Source organism: Chryseotalea sp., assembly GCF_057350905.1.
Genome location: NZ_JBMRCF010000021.1, coordinates 49268 through 65377, shown reverse-complemented (window position 1 = coordinate 65377; position 16110 = coordinate 49268). Strand labels below are relative to the sequence as shown.

General features: G+C 41.0%; 11 protein-coding genes. 9 read left to right on the top strand and 2 right to left on the bottom strand.

Annotated features, from left to right (window positions below; translation table 11 throughout):
- The 6 genes from ACO1XM_RS19590 (at window position 1) to ACO1XM_RS19565 (ending at window position 9888) form a co-directional block, all read left to right on the top strand.
- Window positions 1-432 (top strand): hypothetical protein, encoded by a 432-nt coding sequence (locus ACO1XM_RS19590; protein WP_486232180.1) that lies wholly within the window; start codon window positions 1-3, stop codon window positions 430-432.
- A gap of 106 nt (window positions 433-538) precedes the next feature.
- Complete coding sequence (locus ACO1XM_RS19585) at window positions 539-1384, top strand: endonuclease/exonuclease/phosphatase family protein (RefSeq protein ID WP_486232178.1); 846 nt, start codon at window positions 539-541, stop codon at window positions 1382-1384.
- A 78-nt stretch (window positions 1385-1462) separates the two neighbouring features.
- Window positions 1463-3883, top strand: a complete 2421-nt coding sequence (locus tag ACO1XM_RS19580; RefSeq protein ID WP_486232176.1) for an efflux RND transporter permease subunit — start codon at window positions 1463-1465, stop codon at window positions 3881-3883.
- A gap of 183 nt (window positions 3884-4066) precedes the next feature.
- A complete protein-coding gene (gene ileS / locus ACO1XM_RS19575; protein WP_486232175.1) occupies window positions 4067-7561 on the top strand; it encodes an isoleucine--tRNA ligase in 3495 nt (1164 codons plus the stop codon).
- Window positions 7562-7651: 90 nt separating this feature from the next.
- Window positions 7652-8341, top strand: a complete 690-nt coding sequence (locus ACO1XM_RS19570; RefSeq protein WP_486232173.1) for a lipoprotein signal peptidase — start codon at window positions 7652-7654, stop codon at window positions 8339-8341.
- A 98-nt stretch (window positions 8342-8439) separates the two neighbouring features.
- Window positions 8440-9888: an amino acid permease gene (locus ACO1XM_RS19565; protein WP_486232171.1), complete on the top strand. Its 1449-nt coding sequence runs from the start codon at window positions 8440-8442 to the stop codon at window positions 9886-9888.
- Between the two features lie 287 nt (window positions 9889-10175).
- Here the strand turns inward: ACO1XM_RS19565 and ACO1XM_RS19560 are convergent, their stop codons facing one another.
- Window positions 10176-11006, bottom strand: a complete 831-nt coding sequence (locus tag ACO1XM_RS19560; RefSeq protein WP_486232169.1) for a maleylpyruvate isomerase N-terminal domain-containing protein — start codon at window positions 11004-11006, stop codon at window positions 10176-10178.
- A gap of 74 nt (window positions 11007-11080) precedes the next feature.
- On the opposite strand from ACO1XM_RS19560, the gene ACO1XM_RS19555 reads away from it, so the two are divergent.
- The 3 genes from ACO1XM_RS19555 to ACO1XM_RS19545 are packed head-to-tail and all read left to right on the top strand — an operon-like array spanning window position 11081 to window position 15471.
- Window positions 11081-12109, top strand: a complete 1029-nt coding sequence (locus tag ACO1XM_RS19555; RefSeq protein WP_486232167.1) for a DUF3667 domain-containing protein — start codon at window positions 11081-11083, stop codon at window positions 12107-12109.
- Window positions 12110-12111: 2 nt separating this feature from the next.
- Entirely contained in the window at window positions 12112-13383 is a 1272-nt protein-coding gene (locus ACO1XM_RS19550; RefSeq protein WP_486232165.1) for a replication-associated recombination protein A, read from the top strand.
- Window positions 13384-13425: 42 nt separating this feature from the next.
- The gene (locus ACO1XM_RS19545) at window positions 13426-15471 is read left to right on the top strand and encodes a vWA domain-containing protein (protein ID WP_486232163.1); all 2046 of its coding nucleotides are present in this window, start codon (window positions 13426-13428) and stop codon (window positions 15469-15471) included.
- Between the two features lie 11 nt (window positions 15472-15482).
- Here ACO1XM_RS19545 and ACO1XM_RS19540 read toward each other — a convergent pair whose 3' ends face one another.
- Window positions 15483-16106, bottom strand: a complete 624-nt coding sequence (locus tag ACO1XM_RS19540) for a hypothetical protein (protein WP_486232161.1) — start codon at window positions 16104-16106, stop codon at window positions 15483-15485.
- Window positions 16107-16110: the final 4 nt, after the last annotated feature.

Below are 16110 nucleotides of genomic sequence, written 5' to 3'. Positions count from 1 at the left end.
ATGAAAAATATTCAAAGAATTTATTGTTTACTCATTGTTGGGTTTCTGACTTCCTGCGGAGGTGACGATCCCAAACCCTTAACGGAAGAAGAAGCACAATTGAAAAAGCTTGCAAAAACATGGAACCTAAGTGGCGCCAGTGTAGATGGATTGAATGTTGACAATTGGTTTGAGAACCTGCAGGTTTCATTTACTGAAAGCAAATCCTTTACGGTAAACAATGCAGTGCCTCCCATCTGGATTTCCGCTGGCTCTTTTGAACTGGAAAAATCAGGATCGAACTATGTAATTAAGCGGAGCGATGGTGTTGACTTACTGATTACAACACTCAGCGAAACGAGTGTTAGCATCAGCATGACTTATGTGGCGGATGATAATGCCCGAATTGCCGGTATTACAGGATCTTACACTTTTATTTTTTCAGCTGACTAATAATCATATTTCCTGCTTTGAAGGCTATCTCAATTTTTTGAGATAGCCTTTTTATTTTGGGCACACATTAGAAATCAATTTGTAATTTTAATGCTTATTTAAATATATGCGCATCCTGATCATTCTTTCAATCCTCGCTGCCACGCTATGCAAAGCACAAAGTCAATCTTTAAAAGTGATGACTTACAACATTCGCCTCAATACGACAAGCGATGGTGTAAACAGCTGGCCAAACAGAAAAGAAAAAGTAGCTGACCTTATAAAAAAAATTGATGCAGATGCTTTTGGTGTGCAAGAAGCCTTGCACGACCAGATGCAGGATTTACAGAAAGCCCTGCCTGATTATGCATTTGTAGGTGTGGGCCGAGATGATGGCAAAGAAAAGGGTGAGTACACAGCCATCTTTTATAAAAAAGCAAGATTGAAAGTATTGAAAAGTGGGTCCTTTTGGCTATCTGAAACACCGGATGTGCCAGGCAGCAAAAGTTGGGATGCGGCTATAACACGCATGGCAACTCATGCTCACTTTCAAGATATTAATTCTAATCTGGATTTTTTAATGGTCACAACTCATTTTGATCATATTGGTAAAAAAGCAAGATCAATGAGTGCGGCTTATATAAAGGGTTGGATATCTGGGTTTAATATGTCAAGAGAAACACCTGTGGTTTTATGTGGTGATTTTAACTTTCAGCCTACTGAAGAGCCTTATACTAGTCTGATAAAAAGCACAATTCCTTCGTTTAGCGATGCAAGGCCTGCTTCTGATAAAAATGGCACCTTCTGCGGCTTTGAAAAAGATAAAATGGAATGTGTAATCATCGATTATATATTCCATACACCCAACATCTCAATAGAAAAATTTGAAGTAATTCAGGAAAATAATGGCCAATACTATCCATCCGACCATTTACCGGTCGTAGCAACCATAAAATTAGCCCCTAAAGGTTAATAATTCTTGAGGGCTCCTTATAAGAAAATCCTTAGTTTTACCCTTCGTTTTCGATCAAGGGATTTTGACTGATTAACCATGTGGACATACCTCGCGCGTTTCATCATTAAATTTAAACTACCACTCATTCTCTTAATTGCCGCTATCACGGTAGTGATGGGCTATTATGCCCGCTTTGCCGAAATGAGTTACGACTTTCGCGGAACAGTACCGGCTAACGATCCTGAGCAAATGTATTTTCAGGAATTCAGAAAGCAGTTTGGTGAAGATGGTAACATCGTAGCTGTTGGTCTGCAAGACAGTGCTATTTTTCAGTATAAAAACTTTGAGAAACTGCGCGAGTTCTGCGTGGCTGTAAAATGGATCGAAGGTGTAAACGAAGTAATATCACTTCCGCAGATAAAAAAACTGGAGAAAGACACTGCCAAAACGCAGTTTGTTTTAAAGGATGTTTTTGCCGGAGGTAAAATTACAAGTCAGCATGTGCTGGATAGCTTCCTGCGCGAAGCATCAAAACAACGTTTTTATATTGGACAGATTGTAAATGAAGAAAATGGAGCCATTGCTATTCTGATCTCAATCAAGAAAGAAACACTTAACTCTTCAAAGCGTGTCGATCTTACCAACGAGATTGTTGCGCTTGGAGAAAAATTTACACAAAGCACTGGCATTCAACTTCATTATGCAGGTCTTCCTTTTGTAAGATCCGTTATCGCGCAGCAGGTAGGGCAAGAGTTAAAAATATTTCTGGGCTTATCTGTGCTCATCACAGGTATAATCTTGTTGATTTTCTTCCGCTCGTGGCGCGCCACCATCTTCCCGCTGATAATTATTGGTATAGTTGTCGTGTGGGTACTGGGTTGCATTGTGCTCTTCGGCTTTAAGATCACGCTGCTCAGTGGTATGATACCACCGATTATTGTCGTGATCGGTATCCCAAATGCTATCTATCTCCTTAACAAATATCACACTGAATGGGTGTCGCATCGCGATAAAGAAAGAGCGATAAGCGAAGTGATTAAAAAAGTTGGTCTGGCCACCTTCTTAACCAATCTAACAACAGCCATTGGTTTCCTGGTACTTCTTACGGCAGACATTACTGTATTGAGAGAGTTTGGTATTGTTGCGGGTATTAATGTAATGGCCACTTTTGTGGTAAGTTTAATTTTAATACCCAGTGTATTCTCGTGGATGCCGCCACCATCACCAAAACACCTGAAGCACCTGGAGATAAAAATTTTCGATAATGCCCTTTCACTGGTAGACGTAATGGTGCATCGTCACCGCATGTTTATCTATTCCATTACTGCGGTGGTCGTAACTTTTGCTGTTATCGGTATGCTACGTCTGCACTCTGTTTCTTTTATGGTAGATGATTTGCCGGAAGAAAGTGTGGTGAAAAAAGACCTGCATTTTTTTGAAGAAAACTTTAGTGGTGTAATGCCTTTGGAGATTGTAGTTAATACGGGTAAGCGCAGAGGGATTATTGATGTTAAAAACTTACGTAAGATCGATGAGTTTGAAAGCTTCCTTGATTCACTAAAGCCAATTTCAAAACCTGTATCGGTGGTAAGTTTTGTAAAGGCTGCCAAGCAGGCATTTTATAACAATAATCCTAACTATTATTCATTACCGGATAGCCGCGAGCGCAATTACATTTTACCTTACTTAAAAGGCCAGTCTGATAATTCAGGTTTGTTCAAATCTTTTGTGGACAGCACCTTACAGACCATGCGTATTTCTTTGCAGGTAGCAGATATTGGTTCAGACAAAATGGATTCCCTTGTAAATGGCGTGATACAACCCCGTATGGATTCACTCTTTGCAGGCACAGATATTACTGCAAAAATTACGGGCACAACGCCCCTGTTTATTAAAGGAAATGCCTTCCTGATCGATAATCTAAAAGGCAGTTTGATCCTTGCTTTTGTGTTGATTGCGCTCACGATGGGAATGCTTTTTTCGAGTGTGCGCATGATCATCATCGCGCTCATTCCCAACTTTATTCCCATGGCCATTACGGCTGCATTGATGGGCTATTTTGGTGTGCCACTTAAACCGAGTACAGTATTGATCTTCAGTATTACTTTTGGTATATCGGTAGATTATTCCATTCACTTTTTAGCCAAATACAGGCAGGAGTTATTTTCTAAAAACTTCTATGTTCCCCTGGCTGTGAGTAACACCATACTTGAAGTTGGCAAGAGCATGATTTATACGTCTATCGTATTGTTTTTCGGTTTCATCATTTTTGCTTTCTCCTCCTTTGGTGGTACAGTAGCATTGGGTTTGCTAACTTCAACCACCCTGCTTCTATCCATGATTACAAATCTTGTATTGTTGCCTTCACTTATTTTAACCTTTGATACAGGTAAATATAAGCGTGGTGATGCACCCATGATTGAGCAATTGGAACCCGACTTTTACACGGAGAACGAAGACGAGGAAATTGACCTGAGCAAGATCAAAATACACAACAGGCATTCTTCAGCGGAGTAAAATTCGTTGCTGGTTGTTCGTTGCTGGTTAATCGCTGGTTTCCGACCAACCAACAACGAATAACCAATAACCCGCTCTTTGGAGTCATTTTTTCAGCTCACAATGTCAATTGACCATTGTTCATTGTCCATTGATTTCCCATCTTTGCCCCCTTATTACCTGTAAATCAGCATTTTTAGAACCATGTCGGCCAAGTACAAAGAGCAGAAGGATGTTAATTACGCCCAAATCGCCAGCGAAATACTGGACTTTTGGGATAAGCAGCAGATTTTCGAAAAATCAATAAGTAACAGGGAAGGTGCGCCTTCTTTTACCTTTTACGAGGGACCTCCCTCAGCCAACGGAACACCCGGTATTCACCACGTGATGGCACGTACGGTAAAGGATATTTTTTGTCGCTACAAAACATTACAAGGGTTTCAGGTAAAACGTAAAGGAGGCTGGGATACCCACGGCCTACCGGTGGAATTGCAGGTAGAAAAAACACTGGGCATTACCAAAGACGATATAGGGAAGAAAATTTCCGTTGAGGAATACAATCAGAAGTGCCGCGAAACGGTAATGATGTATACGGACCAGTGGGATGACCTGACACGCAAGATGGGTTATTGGGTGGATCTGAAAAACCCATACATCACCTACGAGAAGAATTACATTGAAACCCTGTGGTGGCTGCTCAAGCAACTCTACGATAAAAAATTACTATACAAAGGTTACAGCATACAACCTTACTCACCGGCTGCGGGTACGGGCTTAAGCTCACACGAACTAAACCTTCCTGGATGTTATAAGGATGTAAAGGACACATCTATTGTAGCGCAGTTTAAAGTGAAGCAAGAAAAGTCCGCTGATTTTCTTTTTGGAAAAAATAAGGGTGATGTATTCATTCTAGCCTGGACAACCACACCATGGACGCTGCCCTCTAATACAGCATTGACTATAGGTGAGAAAATTGCTTACGTTCAAATCAATACCTTCAATGCCTACACACATAAGGCAATCAGTGTGGTGCTGGCAAAAGATTTAGTAGGCAAATATTTCTCTGAAAAGAATAAAGAACTTAAGCTTGAAGATTATAAAGCCGGAGATAAAAACATTCCTTTTGAAGTAGTTCAGGAATTTTCGGGCAAGCAACTCGTTGGCATCCGCTACGAACAACTCATGCCCTACCTGCAACCTTTTTACGATACTGACAAAGCATTTCAGGTAATAGCCGGTGACTTTGTAACTACAGAAGATGGTACGGGTGTAGTGCATACCTCACCTACTTTTGGTGCAGACGATTTTCGTGTAGCAAAACTGAATGGTGTACCTGCACTTACCGTAAAAGATGAGGCAGGTGGCGAAGTACCCACGGTTGATCGAAAAGGAAAATTCATTGATGCAATCGGTGCACGCTTGAAAGAGGGTGTGGCGAAGTACAACATCAAAACACATAAGCCATTAAATGTTGATGACTTCTATGTAAAAAATTATACCAATGAAGATGAAAGTCATCCGGATTACAAAAACACAGATGTCATCATCTCCATTATTTTAAAAGAAGAGAACAAAGCTTTTAAAGTAGAGAAGTACGAACACACCTACCCACATTGCTGGCGCACAGATAAACCGGTGTTGTACTATCCGTTGGATTCATGGTTCATCAAGACCACTGCGAAAAAAGACCGCATGGTAGAATTGAACAAGACCATTAACTGGAAACCAGAATCAACGGGTACGGGTCGCTTTGGTAATTGGTTAGAAAATCTTGTTGACTGGAATTTATCACGTTCACGCTATTGGGGAACACCACTTCCTATCTGGAGAACAAAAGATGGTAAGGAAGAAATTTGCATCGGATCGGTTGAGGAGCTGACAAAAGAAGTTCAGAAAGCGGAAAAAGCTGGCATCAAAAATAAATTTGCAATTGACAATGGACAATTGACCATTGACTTGCATCGTCCTTATGTGGATGAAGTAGTGTTAGTGAGTGCATCCGGTCAACCGATGTATCGCGAAGCAGATCTGATTGACGTGTGGTTCGATTCAGGCGCTATGCCTTATGCGCAGTGGGGTCTTAACAAAACGAAGTTAGCTAACAATGATCCCATGCCTTTTGGTGAGGGTTGGGTTGGAGCATATCCAGCGGACTATATCGCTGAAGGTGTAGACCAGACTCGCGGATGGTTCTTTACACTGCATGCGTTGGCTGTGATGTTGTTTGATAGCGTAGCTTTTAAAAACGTAATCTCAAACGGATTGGTACTCGACAAGAATGGTAACAAAATGTCGAAGAGCAAGGGCAATGTGGTAAATCCATTTGAAACCCTGAGCAAGTATGGTCCTGATGTAGTGCGTTGGTACATGATTGAAAATGCACCACCTTGGGATAATTTGAAATTCGATCTGGAAGGTATTGCAGAAACACAACGCAGATTTTTTGGAACGCTTATCAATACCTATTCATTCTTTGTGATGTATGCCAACATCGATGGTTTTGTGAAAGATGAAATGAACAATGTTCCTTTCCATCAATTAGCACCCTTAGATCGCTGGATCATTACTAAAGAACAAACCCTGATTGAAGAAGTAACAAAAGCCTACGAAGAATACGAACCTACTAAGGCGGCTCGTGCCATTCAGGAATTTGTGAACGATCATTTGTCGAACTGGTATGTACGCTTAAACCGCAAGCGTTTCTGGCAACCCACCTCCGCTAAGGCTTCGGTGGGCGAGCCAACAGCATTAACCCTTGATAAGCGTGCGGCATATGAAACTTTGTATGAGTGTTTAATGGTAACAGCGCAGTTGATGGCGCCTATAGCACCATTCTTTAGTGAGTGGTTATATAAAAACCTGACAGACAACATCCGTGATCGCGCGAAGCAACACAATACGCCTTTGCAGTATGAATCAATACACCATACTATTCTGATTAAGGCTGAAGCTAGGCGTAAGGATACTGAATTGGAGTTAGCCATGGATTATGCACAACGCATCTGTTCGCTTACACACTCTATCCGCAAAAATGCCAAGATCAAAGTGCGTACACCGTTACAAAAAATATTATTGCCGGTGGTAGATGAAAAATTTGCACAGCGTGTACGCAGTGTGGAGGACATTATCAAAAGCGAGGTAAATGTGAAGGAGATTCAATACATTGATGATACTTCTGGCCTGTTGGTGAAAAAGGTAAAACCAAACTTCGCTAAACTGGGCAAACAGTATGGCCCTAAGATGAAAGAAGTTTCTGCCGTGATTACCGCTTTTGAGCAAGCCGATATTTCAGCGATTGAAAAACAAGGCACTATAAATAAAGGTAGCTTTGATATCACCTTAGAAGATGTACTGATTTCTTCAGAAGACATACCAGGTTGGGCTGTGGCCAATGAAGGTGGTGTAACGGTAGCGTTAGATATTACGATTACGGAAGAATTAAAACGTGAAGGCATCGCCCGTGATTTTGTAAACCGCATTCAGAATTTGCGTAAAGACCAGGGTATGGATGTGCTGGATAAAATTATGGTGGAGGTGGAAGCAGTAAATGGATTTGCAGAAGCCCTTCAGGAGCATAAAGACTATATCAGTAAAGAAGTGCAGGCAGTATCACTGGAATTTAAAAACTCAATTTCAGATGCCGTAGAAGTGGATATGGATGAAGCCATGCTAAAAGTGAAAATCAGTGTGAAAAAATAGTTGATCGTTTTTGGTTGTTGGTTGTTCGTAATTGGCAGCCAGCAGTTAACAGCCAACAACGAGCAACCAGCAACGAACAACTAAACAAAAATGAAGATTTATAAATATTTTCTGATTGCCCTGCTGGTTATTTGCATCGATCAGGCATCTAAGTTATTGGTGCATAAATACATGTACTTGGGTGAAACCATAGATGTAATCGGGAGCGAAGAGTATGGTTTCAAACTCCATTATCTCCTGAACCCGGGTATGGCCTTTGGTTTAAAATGGGATAATGAATTTGGGAAATTGGCTCTTACCGTCTTCCGCATTTTTGCGATGCTGGGCATTTCGTTTTATTTAGTGCGTTTAGCAAAGCAAGGTGCACACAACGGTTTTTTAATTTGTATGGCACTCATTTTAGGCGGTGCCGTAGGGAATGTTATTGACAGCACTTTTTATGGTGTGTTTTTAGAAAATGCACCTTATGGATCACCAACACCCTGGTTTCATGGTCAGGTAATTGATATGCTATTTTTCCCATTGTTCAGCATACACTGGCCAGAATGGATACCCTATTTAGGAGGAGGAAACTTCCTGTTTTTTAGTCCGGTCTTCAATATTGCTGATTCTTCTATTTTCATCGGGGTTTTGATAATCCTGTTGATGCAGAAAAAATTCTTTAAAGAAGAGCAGACAATAACTCCGGTTGAACCTGCTGAAACACCCGCAATGCAATCCGCTGAGGGTATAGCCGATGCGGAACCACCTTCCACTGAAAAATCTGACACAGCCGTCTAAACAAATCTTATTGGGTATTAGACCTTTGCAGTAGACAAATACATTATTCTTGTTAGTTTTGGGGCTTATAAAATTTGTCCACCTAACCTTATTTAATAATGAGTTTGTTTATTAGAAAGCCTCTTGCGCAACTTATGGCTCAGGCCGCAGATGGTGATAAGGGGCTCAAACGCACACTGGGAGCCGGAAACCTCATTGCCTTGGGCGTGGGTGCCATTATCGGTGCCGGTTTGTTTGTGCGCACTGCCGCTGCTGCCGGTGAAGCTGCCGGGCCAGCTGTTGTATTGTCATTTGTTGTTGCTGCTATTGGCTGTGCTTTTGCCGGTCTTTGCTATGCAGAGTTTGCATCAATGATACCTATTGCGGGTAGTGCTTATACCTATGCTTATGCAACGATGGGCGAATTTGTTGCCTGGATTATCGGATGGGCTTTGGTGCTGGAATACGCACTTGCTTCAGCAACGGTATCCATAGCCTGGAGTGAATACCTCAATAATTTGCTGGGGGGGAGTATACCCTATGAATGGTGTCACTCACCATTCGAAACTTCATTGGATGGCGTAAGTGGTGTCATGAATTTACCTGCTTTATTCATCCTTCTAATTCTAACACTCATTCTTATTAAGGGTACTCAGGAATCAGCTACTGTAAATGCGGTTATCGTATTTGTGAAGGTGGCTATCGTGTTGCTGTTCATTGGACTTGGTTGGAGTTTTATTAATCCATCAAACTATACACCTTTCTTTATTCCTGAAGGAACTCCTGGCCACGAAGGCTGGAATGAATGGGGATGGGGTGGTGTATTCGGTGGTGCTGCCATTGTATTCTTTGCCTTTATTGGTTTTGATGCTGTATCCACGGCTGCGCAGGAAGCTAAAAATCCTAAGCGCGATATGCCGATCGGTATCTTGGGTTCATTGTTAGTTTGTACAATTCTTTACGTATTGTTCTCTTATGTATTAACAGGTATGGCTAACTGGACAGAATTTAAAACTGCCGGAAAAGAAGCTTCTGTTGCTTACGCGATCAATACCTATATGGAAGGTTATGGTTGGTTAGCAACGTTGATCTCTGTAGCCATTCTTGCAGGTTTCTCTTCTGTAATCCTGGTAATGCTTATGGGACAGTCTCGCGTATTTTACTCCATGTCGAATGACGGTTTAGTGCCGAAAGTTTTCTCTGAGTTGCATCCGAAATTCCGTACACCTTATAAATCAAATCTGATTCTCTTCGTTTTTGTTGGATTATTTGCGGCATTTGTTCCGGGCAATGTGGCAGGTGACCTAACAAGCTTTGGTACACTCTTCGCTTTTGTGTTAGTGTGCGCGGGCATTTGGGTAATGCGTGTTAAGAATCCTGAGCTCGTACGTCCTTTTGCTACACCACTTGTTCCCCTTGTTCCGATTTTGGGTATGTTGGTGTGCGGTGGACTTATCGCCTCTCTTGATCAAAATACATTATTGATTGCCTTCGGCTGGATGGCCTTTGGTTTGATCTTGTATTTTGGTTATGGAAAATCTCATAGCTACTTGAGAAAAGGTAAGTAAGCTTATTGGTATTTAAATGTGAATGAGACCGCCTCAACTTGTTGAGGCGGTCTTTTTTTGTTCGCCCCTGGTCTGTGTCCCCACAGATCAGCATCAAAACGCAATTTATTTCTCCTCAGAGTCTCTTGGGAAGTGAGTAGGCATGAGCATAAGGACTCTGAGGATTAATAATTTCCTTCTCCTTGAGATGTATCCTCACAGACCAGCATTATAAAATAAGTTTATGCATCAAATCTCAAATAGTCACTTCACCTGTTTCGGGCTGTGAAGACATAGCCCGAGGAAATTCATGCCATAAAAGATACAAGTTGCAATACCTGTTCACCTAAGCGTTGATCACCTGTTATCCTTACATAAGTGCGCACATCTTCAGCGCGCCAGCTTTTGGAAAATAACTTCCATGCAGCATGGCTCTCAAGGTGTACATGAGCCATAACAAGCGCTGGTTTTTCTTTAAACAATTCCCATCCAGACTCACGCTTCACCAAATACCAACTGTCCACAACCTCATGCGCAACGTCCAGTTGAACAGCAGTATCAATAGGCGCCTCTACACTTTTAAAAGTAAAAGGTAATGCACGCATAACAGTTTCCAGAAAAGGGCTATAGTATTTTTGAGTTAATATGCCTGGCTTGTTAACCGCATCCCTGATCTGTTGTTGATGTAACCATTTCTCAGTGTACTCGCGGGCAATATGGAACCAGTTTTGAGATTCGTTTTCGCCTGCCCACGCAACGGAGAAAATAGCTTTTTTATTTAAGTCAACCGACTCATAGTAAGTACAGGTTTGGTGGCTTGTTGCTTCATGCAGCAAGATCATCACCTTCGGACTTATACGCTTACTGGACTTTACCCAATCAGCATTTAACTGATTAAGCCAGGCAACAAGATCCTGGTAAGATTGCAGATTACCAGGCTGCTCTCCAAAAAACCCATCCCTTTGTATTGACAAGGTTCGGATATTCCCATCCAGTAAGTGTGCTGCAACATCTTTCACCTTCCAAAGCTTTGCTACGGTTTGTGCCTGCCATTCTTCAGGGGTTAATGACTTCAATAAATCAATAAGACTTGCATCCAGAGGCCTGAATAAATGAGAAACACTAATTGGAACAGACATGATAAGAGATTTAATTTTGACTGCTTCTGCAATTTACCGCTTTCATCATATCTTTAGCAATTAGAAACATCATCATGGAAGATTTGGGAAAATCCTTACCACTCGCAGAAGGTTTTATTGACGCTGAACAAGCAGGTAAAAGCGGAGGTGAAAAACATTGTCTTAACTGCGGCTCACCATTAACAGGCAAGTATTGTGGCAACTGTGGGCAGCGTGATTTGCCGGCCCGTCAGGATCTTGGTGATTTATTGATTAACTTCATCAGCTCATTCTATAGTTTCGAATCTAAGTTTTTTAAAACTTTTCAATACCTCTTATTCCGCCCCGGGAAAATCGTAGCGGAATACAATGCGGGTAAACGCGAAAGTTTTTATCATCCAGCCCGGATGTATGTGTTTCTGAGCTTTATTTTCTTCCTGCTTTTCTCTACAGTTTTCTCAACCGATGATATGGATCTTGATGAGAAGGGAGATTTTAACGCAGTAAAAGATTCTGTCAATGTGGACTCCTTAGTCAGGCAGAATACAGGAGGATTAAAAATTGGATACCAGCCAGTAGGTGAAGGAACCAATAGCAAAGAAGCAAAAACACTTGCTCAATACGATTCAATGCAGAATGCTTTACCTCCAGAGAAAAGAGACGGATATATTGAACGGTATTTTGAACGAAAGGGTAGAGAAATTGAGTCACGCGAGGGTGCTAGCCAGGGAGAGATGGTGAAAACCTTTATCAATGACATGATGGAGAATACACCCAGAATGATCTTTATCCTGATGCCTTTATTCGCATTATTACTTAAACTCTTTTATATCAGGCGGGATTTCTATTATTCTGAGCATCTTATCTTCACCATATTTTTTTATGATTTTATTTATTTGATTGGGTCTTTGATTATTCTGGTAAGTAAAGTCGAGTGGCTTTGGTGGCTGGAGTTGGGTTTGTATCTGTGGATTTTTATTTACTTATACAAAGCCATGCGTAAAGTATATCAACAACGCAGAGCTAAAACGGTTCTCAAGTTTTTACTTTTGAATTTCTTGTTCCTTTTCTTTGTTGCTTTCGGTATAGCTGGTTTGGCACTAATCGCCTTTATCAGGTTGTAATCATGTTATCAGAATCATCTGCCCCTTTAGCTGAACGTCTTCGTCCCATCACATTAAATGATGTGGTCGGTCAGCAGCATTTGGTTGGTGAGAAAGGAATGCTGCGTACAGTCTTGCGGTCAGGCACCATTCCATCCATGATTTTCTGGGGACCACCCGGTGTTGGAAAAACAACGCTCGCTAATATTATCGCCAACGAAGCAAAGAAACCTTTCTACATTTTGAGTGCCATCAGTGCCGGTGTAAAAGATATCCGAGAGGTCATTGAAAAGGCAAAGGCTTCTTCGCGCTCCATTTTATTTATTGATGAGATTCATCGTTTTAATAAAGGACAGCAAGACGCTTTATTAGGTGCTGTAGAAAAAGGAATTATCACCTTGATTGGTGCTACCACAGAGAATCCATCCTTTGAAGTAAATGCAGCTTTGCTTTCACGATGTCAGGTATATGTGCTGAAGGCATTAGAAGAAAATGAATTGCTGCAATTAATACATCAGGCTATTGCGAAAGATGAAGTGCTGAAAAAGAAAAAGATTATTGTACAAGAGCATGCGGCACTCTTTCAATTGTCGGGTGGCGATGCGCGTAAGGTATTGAACCTACTGGAATTGGTGGTTGAATCTATTGAGAAAGATGAGGTAGTAATTACCGATGCAGTAGTAATGCGCGTGGCACAAAAGAAAATTGCGATATATGATAAAAGTGGGGAACAGCACTATGACATAATTTCCGCCTTCATCAAATCCATTCGCGGCAGCGACCCGAACGCAGCCATTTATTATCTGGCACGCATGGTAGAAGGTGGTGAAGATGTAAGTTTCATTGCCAGAAGAATGGTCATACTCGCCTCTGAAGACATAGGCAACGCTAACCCTACTGCCTTAATCATGGCTACCAATACCTTTCAGGCTGTTAATGTGATTGGTTATCCGGAAGCGCGTATTATTCTCGCCCAATGTGCGGTATATTTGGCTAGTTCACCCAAGAGTAATGCCAGTTATATGGCTATTGAAAATGCTTTACAGAAGGTAAATGAAACAGGTGATTTACCCATACCTTTATCAGTAAGAAATGCACCAACCAAACTGATGAAAAATTTGGGTTACGGAAAAGATTACCAGTATGCACATAGTTATGAAAATAGTTTCGTGAATATGGAATTTTTGCCAGACGCTATTAAGGGTATGAAATTTTATGAGCCGGGCAAAAATGCACGAGAAGAGGAAATGCGTAAACACCTCCGTGCATTGTGGAAAGAAAAATATGGGTATTGAGGTTTCTTGAAATTTTATAAAGTGAATTTGAAATAATGTTTAATGAGTAGAATAATTTTTGAGTCCTCACCCTTGTATTTAATAGTATGTGTTGCACTTGGTTTGGGTGCATCTTATCTGCTGTACAAAGCAAAGTACCCCTGGACCAAAAGAGTCAATCAAATACTTTTTATCACCAGGGCAATCCTCATTTTTCTACTGGCATTGCTTTTATTGGAACCTATTCTTAAGCAGGTAAATAATTTCTTTATTAAACCAGTCATTGTTGTATTGCAAGACGATAGTGGATCGGTGAAGCGAGTAATCGACTCTGTAAAACAACAGGCAATTAATCAGCAACTGAATCAATTGCAAAAGTCATTGCAAGACCAAGACTATACAGTTGAGTTGCGAACGCTGCAGGATCCTAACGGAACATCCGATTTTACATCGGCTATGAAAAAAATCAGCAATGATTATGAAGGGCAAAATGTAGCTGGCCTTGTCTTTGTCTCTGATGGTATTTACAATGCAGGTATTTCACCTTTATATTCAACATTTAATTTCCCCATTCACACTGTGGGCATAGGCGACACCAGTAAACGTGTAGACCTTGTTATCAAAAATACAGTTTTTAACAAAATTGCCTACCAGGGCAATCGCTTCCCGGTAAGAATAGAATTGAGTGCAAAAGGATTCTTAGGAAAAAATGTGGAAGTTAGTCTGTTGAGTAAAGGCAAATTACTGGAGAAGAAAGTTGTGACTATCACTAACGAAGCCCTGACGCGGGTTGAATTTTTGCCACTGGCAGCAGAACAAGGCTTACAGCGTTACGAGATCCTCATTACACCACAAGCAGAAGAGTGGAATACAACGAATAACCGAACAACTGTTTTTGTTGAAGTGGTTTCGGGTAAAAAGAAAATACTGGCCCTCGCTGCTGCACCTCATCCGGACATTAAGGCACTGAGGGCAGTGGTTGAACAAAATGAAAATTATGATTTCCACTTGCACATACCGGGCACAACACAAAATGATTTCGGCAAACTGAGTACTGAAGCCGATCTAATAATACTCTTTCAGGTACCAGATCTTAAAGGACGAACAAGGCAATTACTACAGCAGGCACAAGCTACAAAAGCTTCCTTATTTTTTGTGTTAGGTGAACAAACCAATTGGCAGGAGCTAAGTAAAGATGGAATTGTAAAAATAGAAGGCAGTATTCGCCAGTTTGATGATGTAGTGCCTGCTTTTAATACTGATTTTTCAGTGTTTACGGCTGAAACAAATCTTGCAGGTGTTTTTCAATCTTTTCCGCCTGCCTCTGTCCCCTTTGTAAAAATGCAAATACCACCCTCAGCCACCCCCTTGCTTTTTCAAAAGGTAGGGAGTTTGATAACAGACAAGCCACTATTATACATTGATCAATTAGAAGAAAGAAAAATTGCCTTTATGCTGGGTGAAGGTTTATGGCGCTGGCGATTACAGGAATTTAGCCGTAATGAAAACACAGAAAGTTTTGATGAATTGTTTGGTAAACTGATTCAATACCTATCTACCACAGATGACCGTAGAAAATTCAGAAGCTACCCTGTAAAACAGGAATTTCTGGATACTGAATCTGTACAATTTGAATCGCAGGTGTATAACGATATTTTTGAACCAGTCTACGGTAAAACTATTGAGATAGAATTAATCAATGAAGCCGGGCAGCGCAATTCGTACCGTTATACAACCAGTGAAGGCAACACACGCTATACCATTGGTGGTTTGTCAGAAGGTGTATACCGATATAGAGCCTCTACTACCTTAAAGGAAAAAGAAGAAGTGAGCGGTGAGTTTTTAGTAAGTCGTCAGCAAATTGAAATGCAAAACCTCACTGCCGATTATGATTTACTAAGAAAACTATCTCTACAAACAGGAGGATTATTTGTGAAAGCCGAAAATATTGAAACCCTGAATACATCACTAACCCAGCAAAAAGCCACCGCCTTAATTCAATCCGAAGAAAAGTACGATAACCTGATTAACTTGAAGTGGATATTCTTTTTACTCTTACTACTAATAAGTGGTGAATGGTTTCTGCGCAAGTATTATGGTTCGTACTAGTTGGCCAATCTTCATTTGTGTTTTAACATTACCCAAATAAAAGCACTAATGCCTGTTGCTAACATAGCAATTACCCAGGTCAACACATAAGTGCCGCCTAATAAGTGAAAGGCCACCGTAAAGAATACAAACAGAATGCTTGCAACCACCCATGCAGGGTCATTCATGAACCTGTCTTCCGGCTCATTGCGTAGGTCGACATAAATAGTGTGGTCTTTCTGGAAAAGGATTATCCACTTTTTATAATCCCAAAGCACCAGAAAGATTGTACCCAACAGCATTAAGGTTGTTATGGTCGGTGTTCCTGAACCGAAGTTCACAGAATGAGTAATCAGGCAGACATTAGTAATGACCGGCAGAAAAACGAGGGCTCCAACGGTAGAAAAACGCTGCGACATCAGCAATGCACCGGAAATCAATTGCACCCAGCCTAAGAAATTCCAGTAAAAACCACTCTGATACATAGCCTCGAAAAAATAGCCTACAGGTTCCGTGGGTGGAATCAGGGTAAAGCGCTCACCCTTAATTTTAACAATAGAAGCAAACACAAAGGCAAAGCCCGTCAGGTAGCGTAGGTAAATAACAAATAATTTTACCAGGAACTGTTTTTTTAGCCAATCGATGATTCTAAACATATAG

Excerpts from the sequence above, each read along its gene's own strand:
- ACO1XM_RS19585 (WP_486232178.1), top strand. The coding sequence starts at position 539 with ATGCGCATCCTGATCATTCTTTCAATCCTCGCTGCCACGCTATGCAAA.
- ACO1XM_RS19545 (WP_486232163.1), top strand. The coding sequence starts at position 13,426 with ATGAGTAGAATAATTTTTGAGTCCTCACCCTTGTATTTAATAGTATGT.
- ACO1XM_RS19580 (WP_486232176.1), top strand. The coding sequence starts at position 1,463 with ATGTGGACATACCTCGCGCGTTTCATCATTAAATTTAAACTACCACTC.
- ACO1XM_RS19590 (WP_486232180.1), top strand. The coding sequence starts at position 1 with ATGAAAAATATTCAAAGAATTTATTGTTTACTCATTGTTGGGTTTCTG.
- ileS (WP_486232175.1), top strand. The coding sequence starts at position 4,067 with ATGTCGGCCAAGTACAAAGAGCAGAAGGATGTTAATTACGCCCAAATC.
- ACO1XM_RS19555 (WP_486232167.1), top strand. The coding sequence starts at position 11,081 with ATGGAAGATTTGGGAAAATCCTTACCACTCGCAGAAGGTTTTATTGAC.
- ACO1XM_RS19540 (WP_486232161.1), bottom strand. The coding sequence starts at position 16,106 with ATGTTTAGAATCATCGATTGGCTAAAAAAACAGTTCCTGGTAAAATTA.
- ACO1XM_RS19560 (WP_486232169.1), bottom strand. The coding sequence starts at position 11,006 with ATGTCTGTTCCAATTAGTGTTTCTCATTTATTCAGGCCTCTGGATGCA.
- ACO1XM_RS19550 (WP_486232165.1), top strand. The coding sequence starts at position 12,112 with ATGTTATCAGAATCATCTGCCCCTTTAGCTGAACGTCTTCGTCCCATC.
- ACO1XM_RS19565 (WP_486232171.1), top strand. The coding sequence starts at position 8,440 with ATGAGTTTGTTTATTAGAAAGCCTCTTGCGCAACTTATGGCTCAGGCC.
- ACO1XM_RS19570 (WP_486232173.1), top strand. The coding sequence starts at position 7,652 with ATGAAGATTTATAAATATTTTCTGATTGCCCTGCTGGTTATTTGCATC.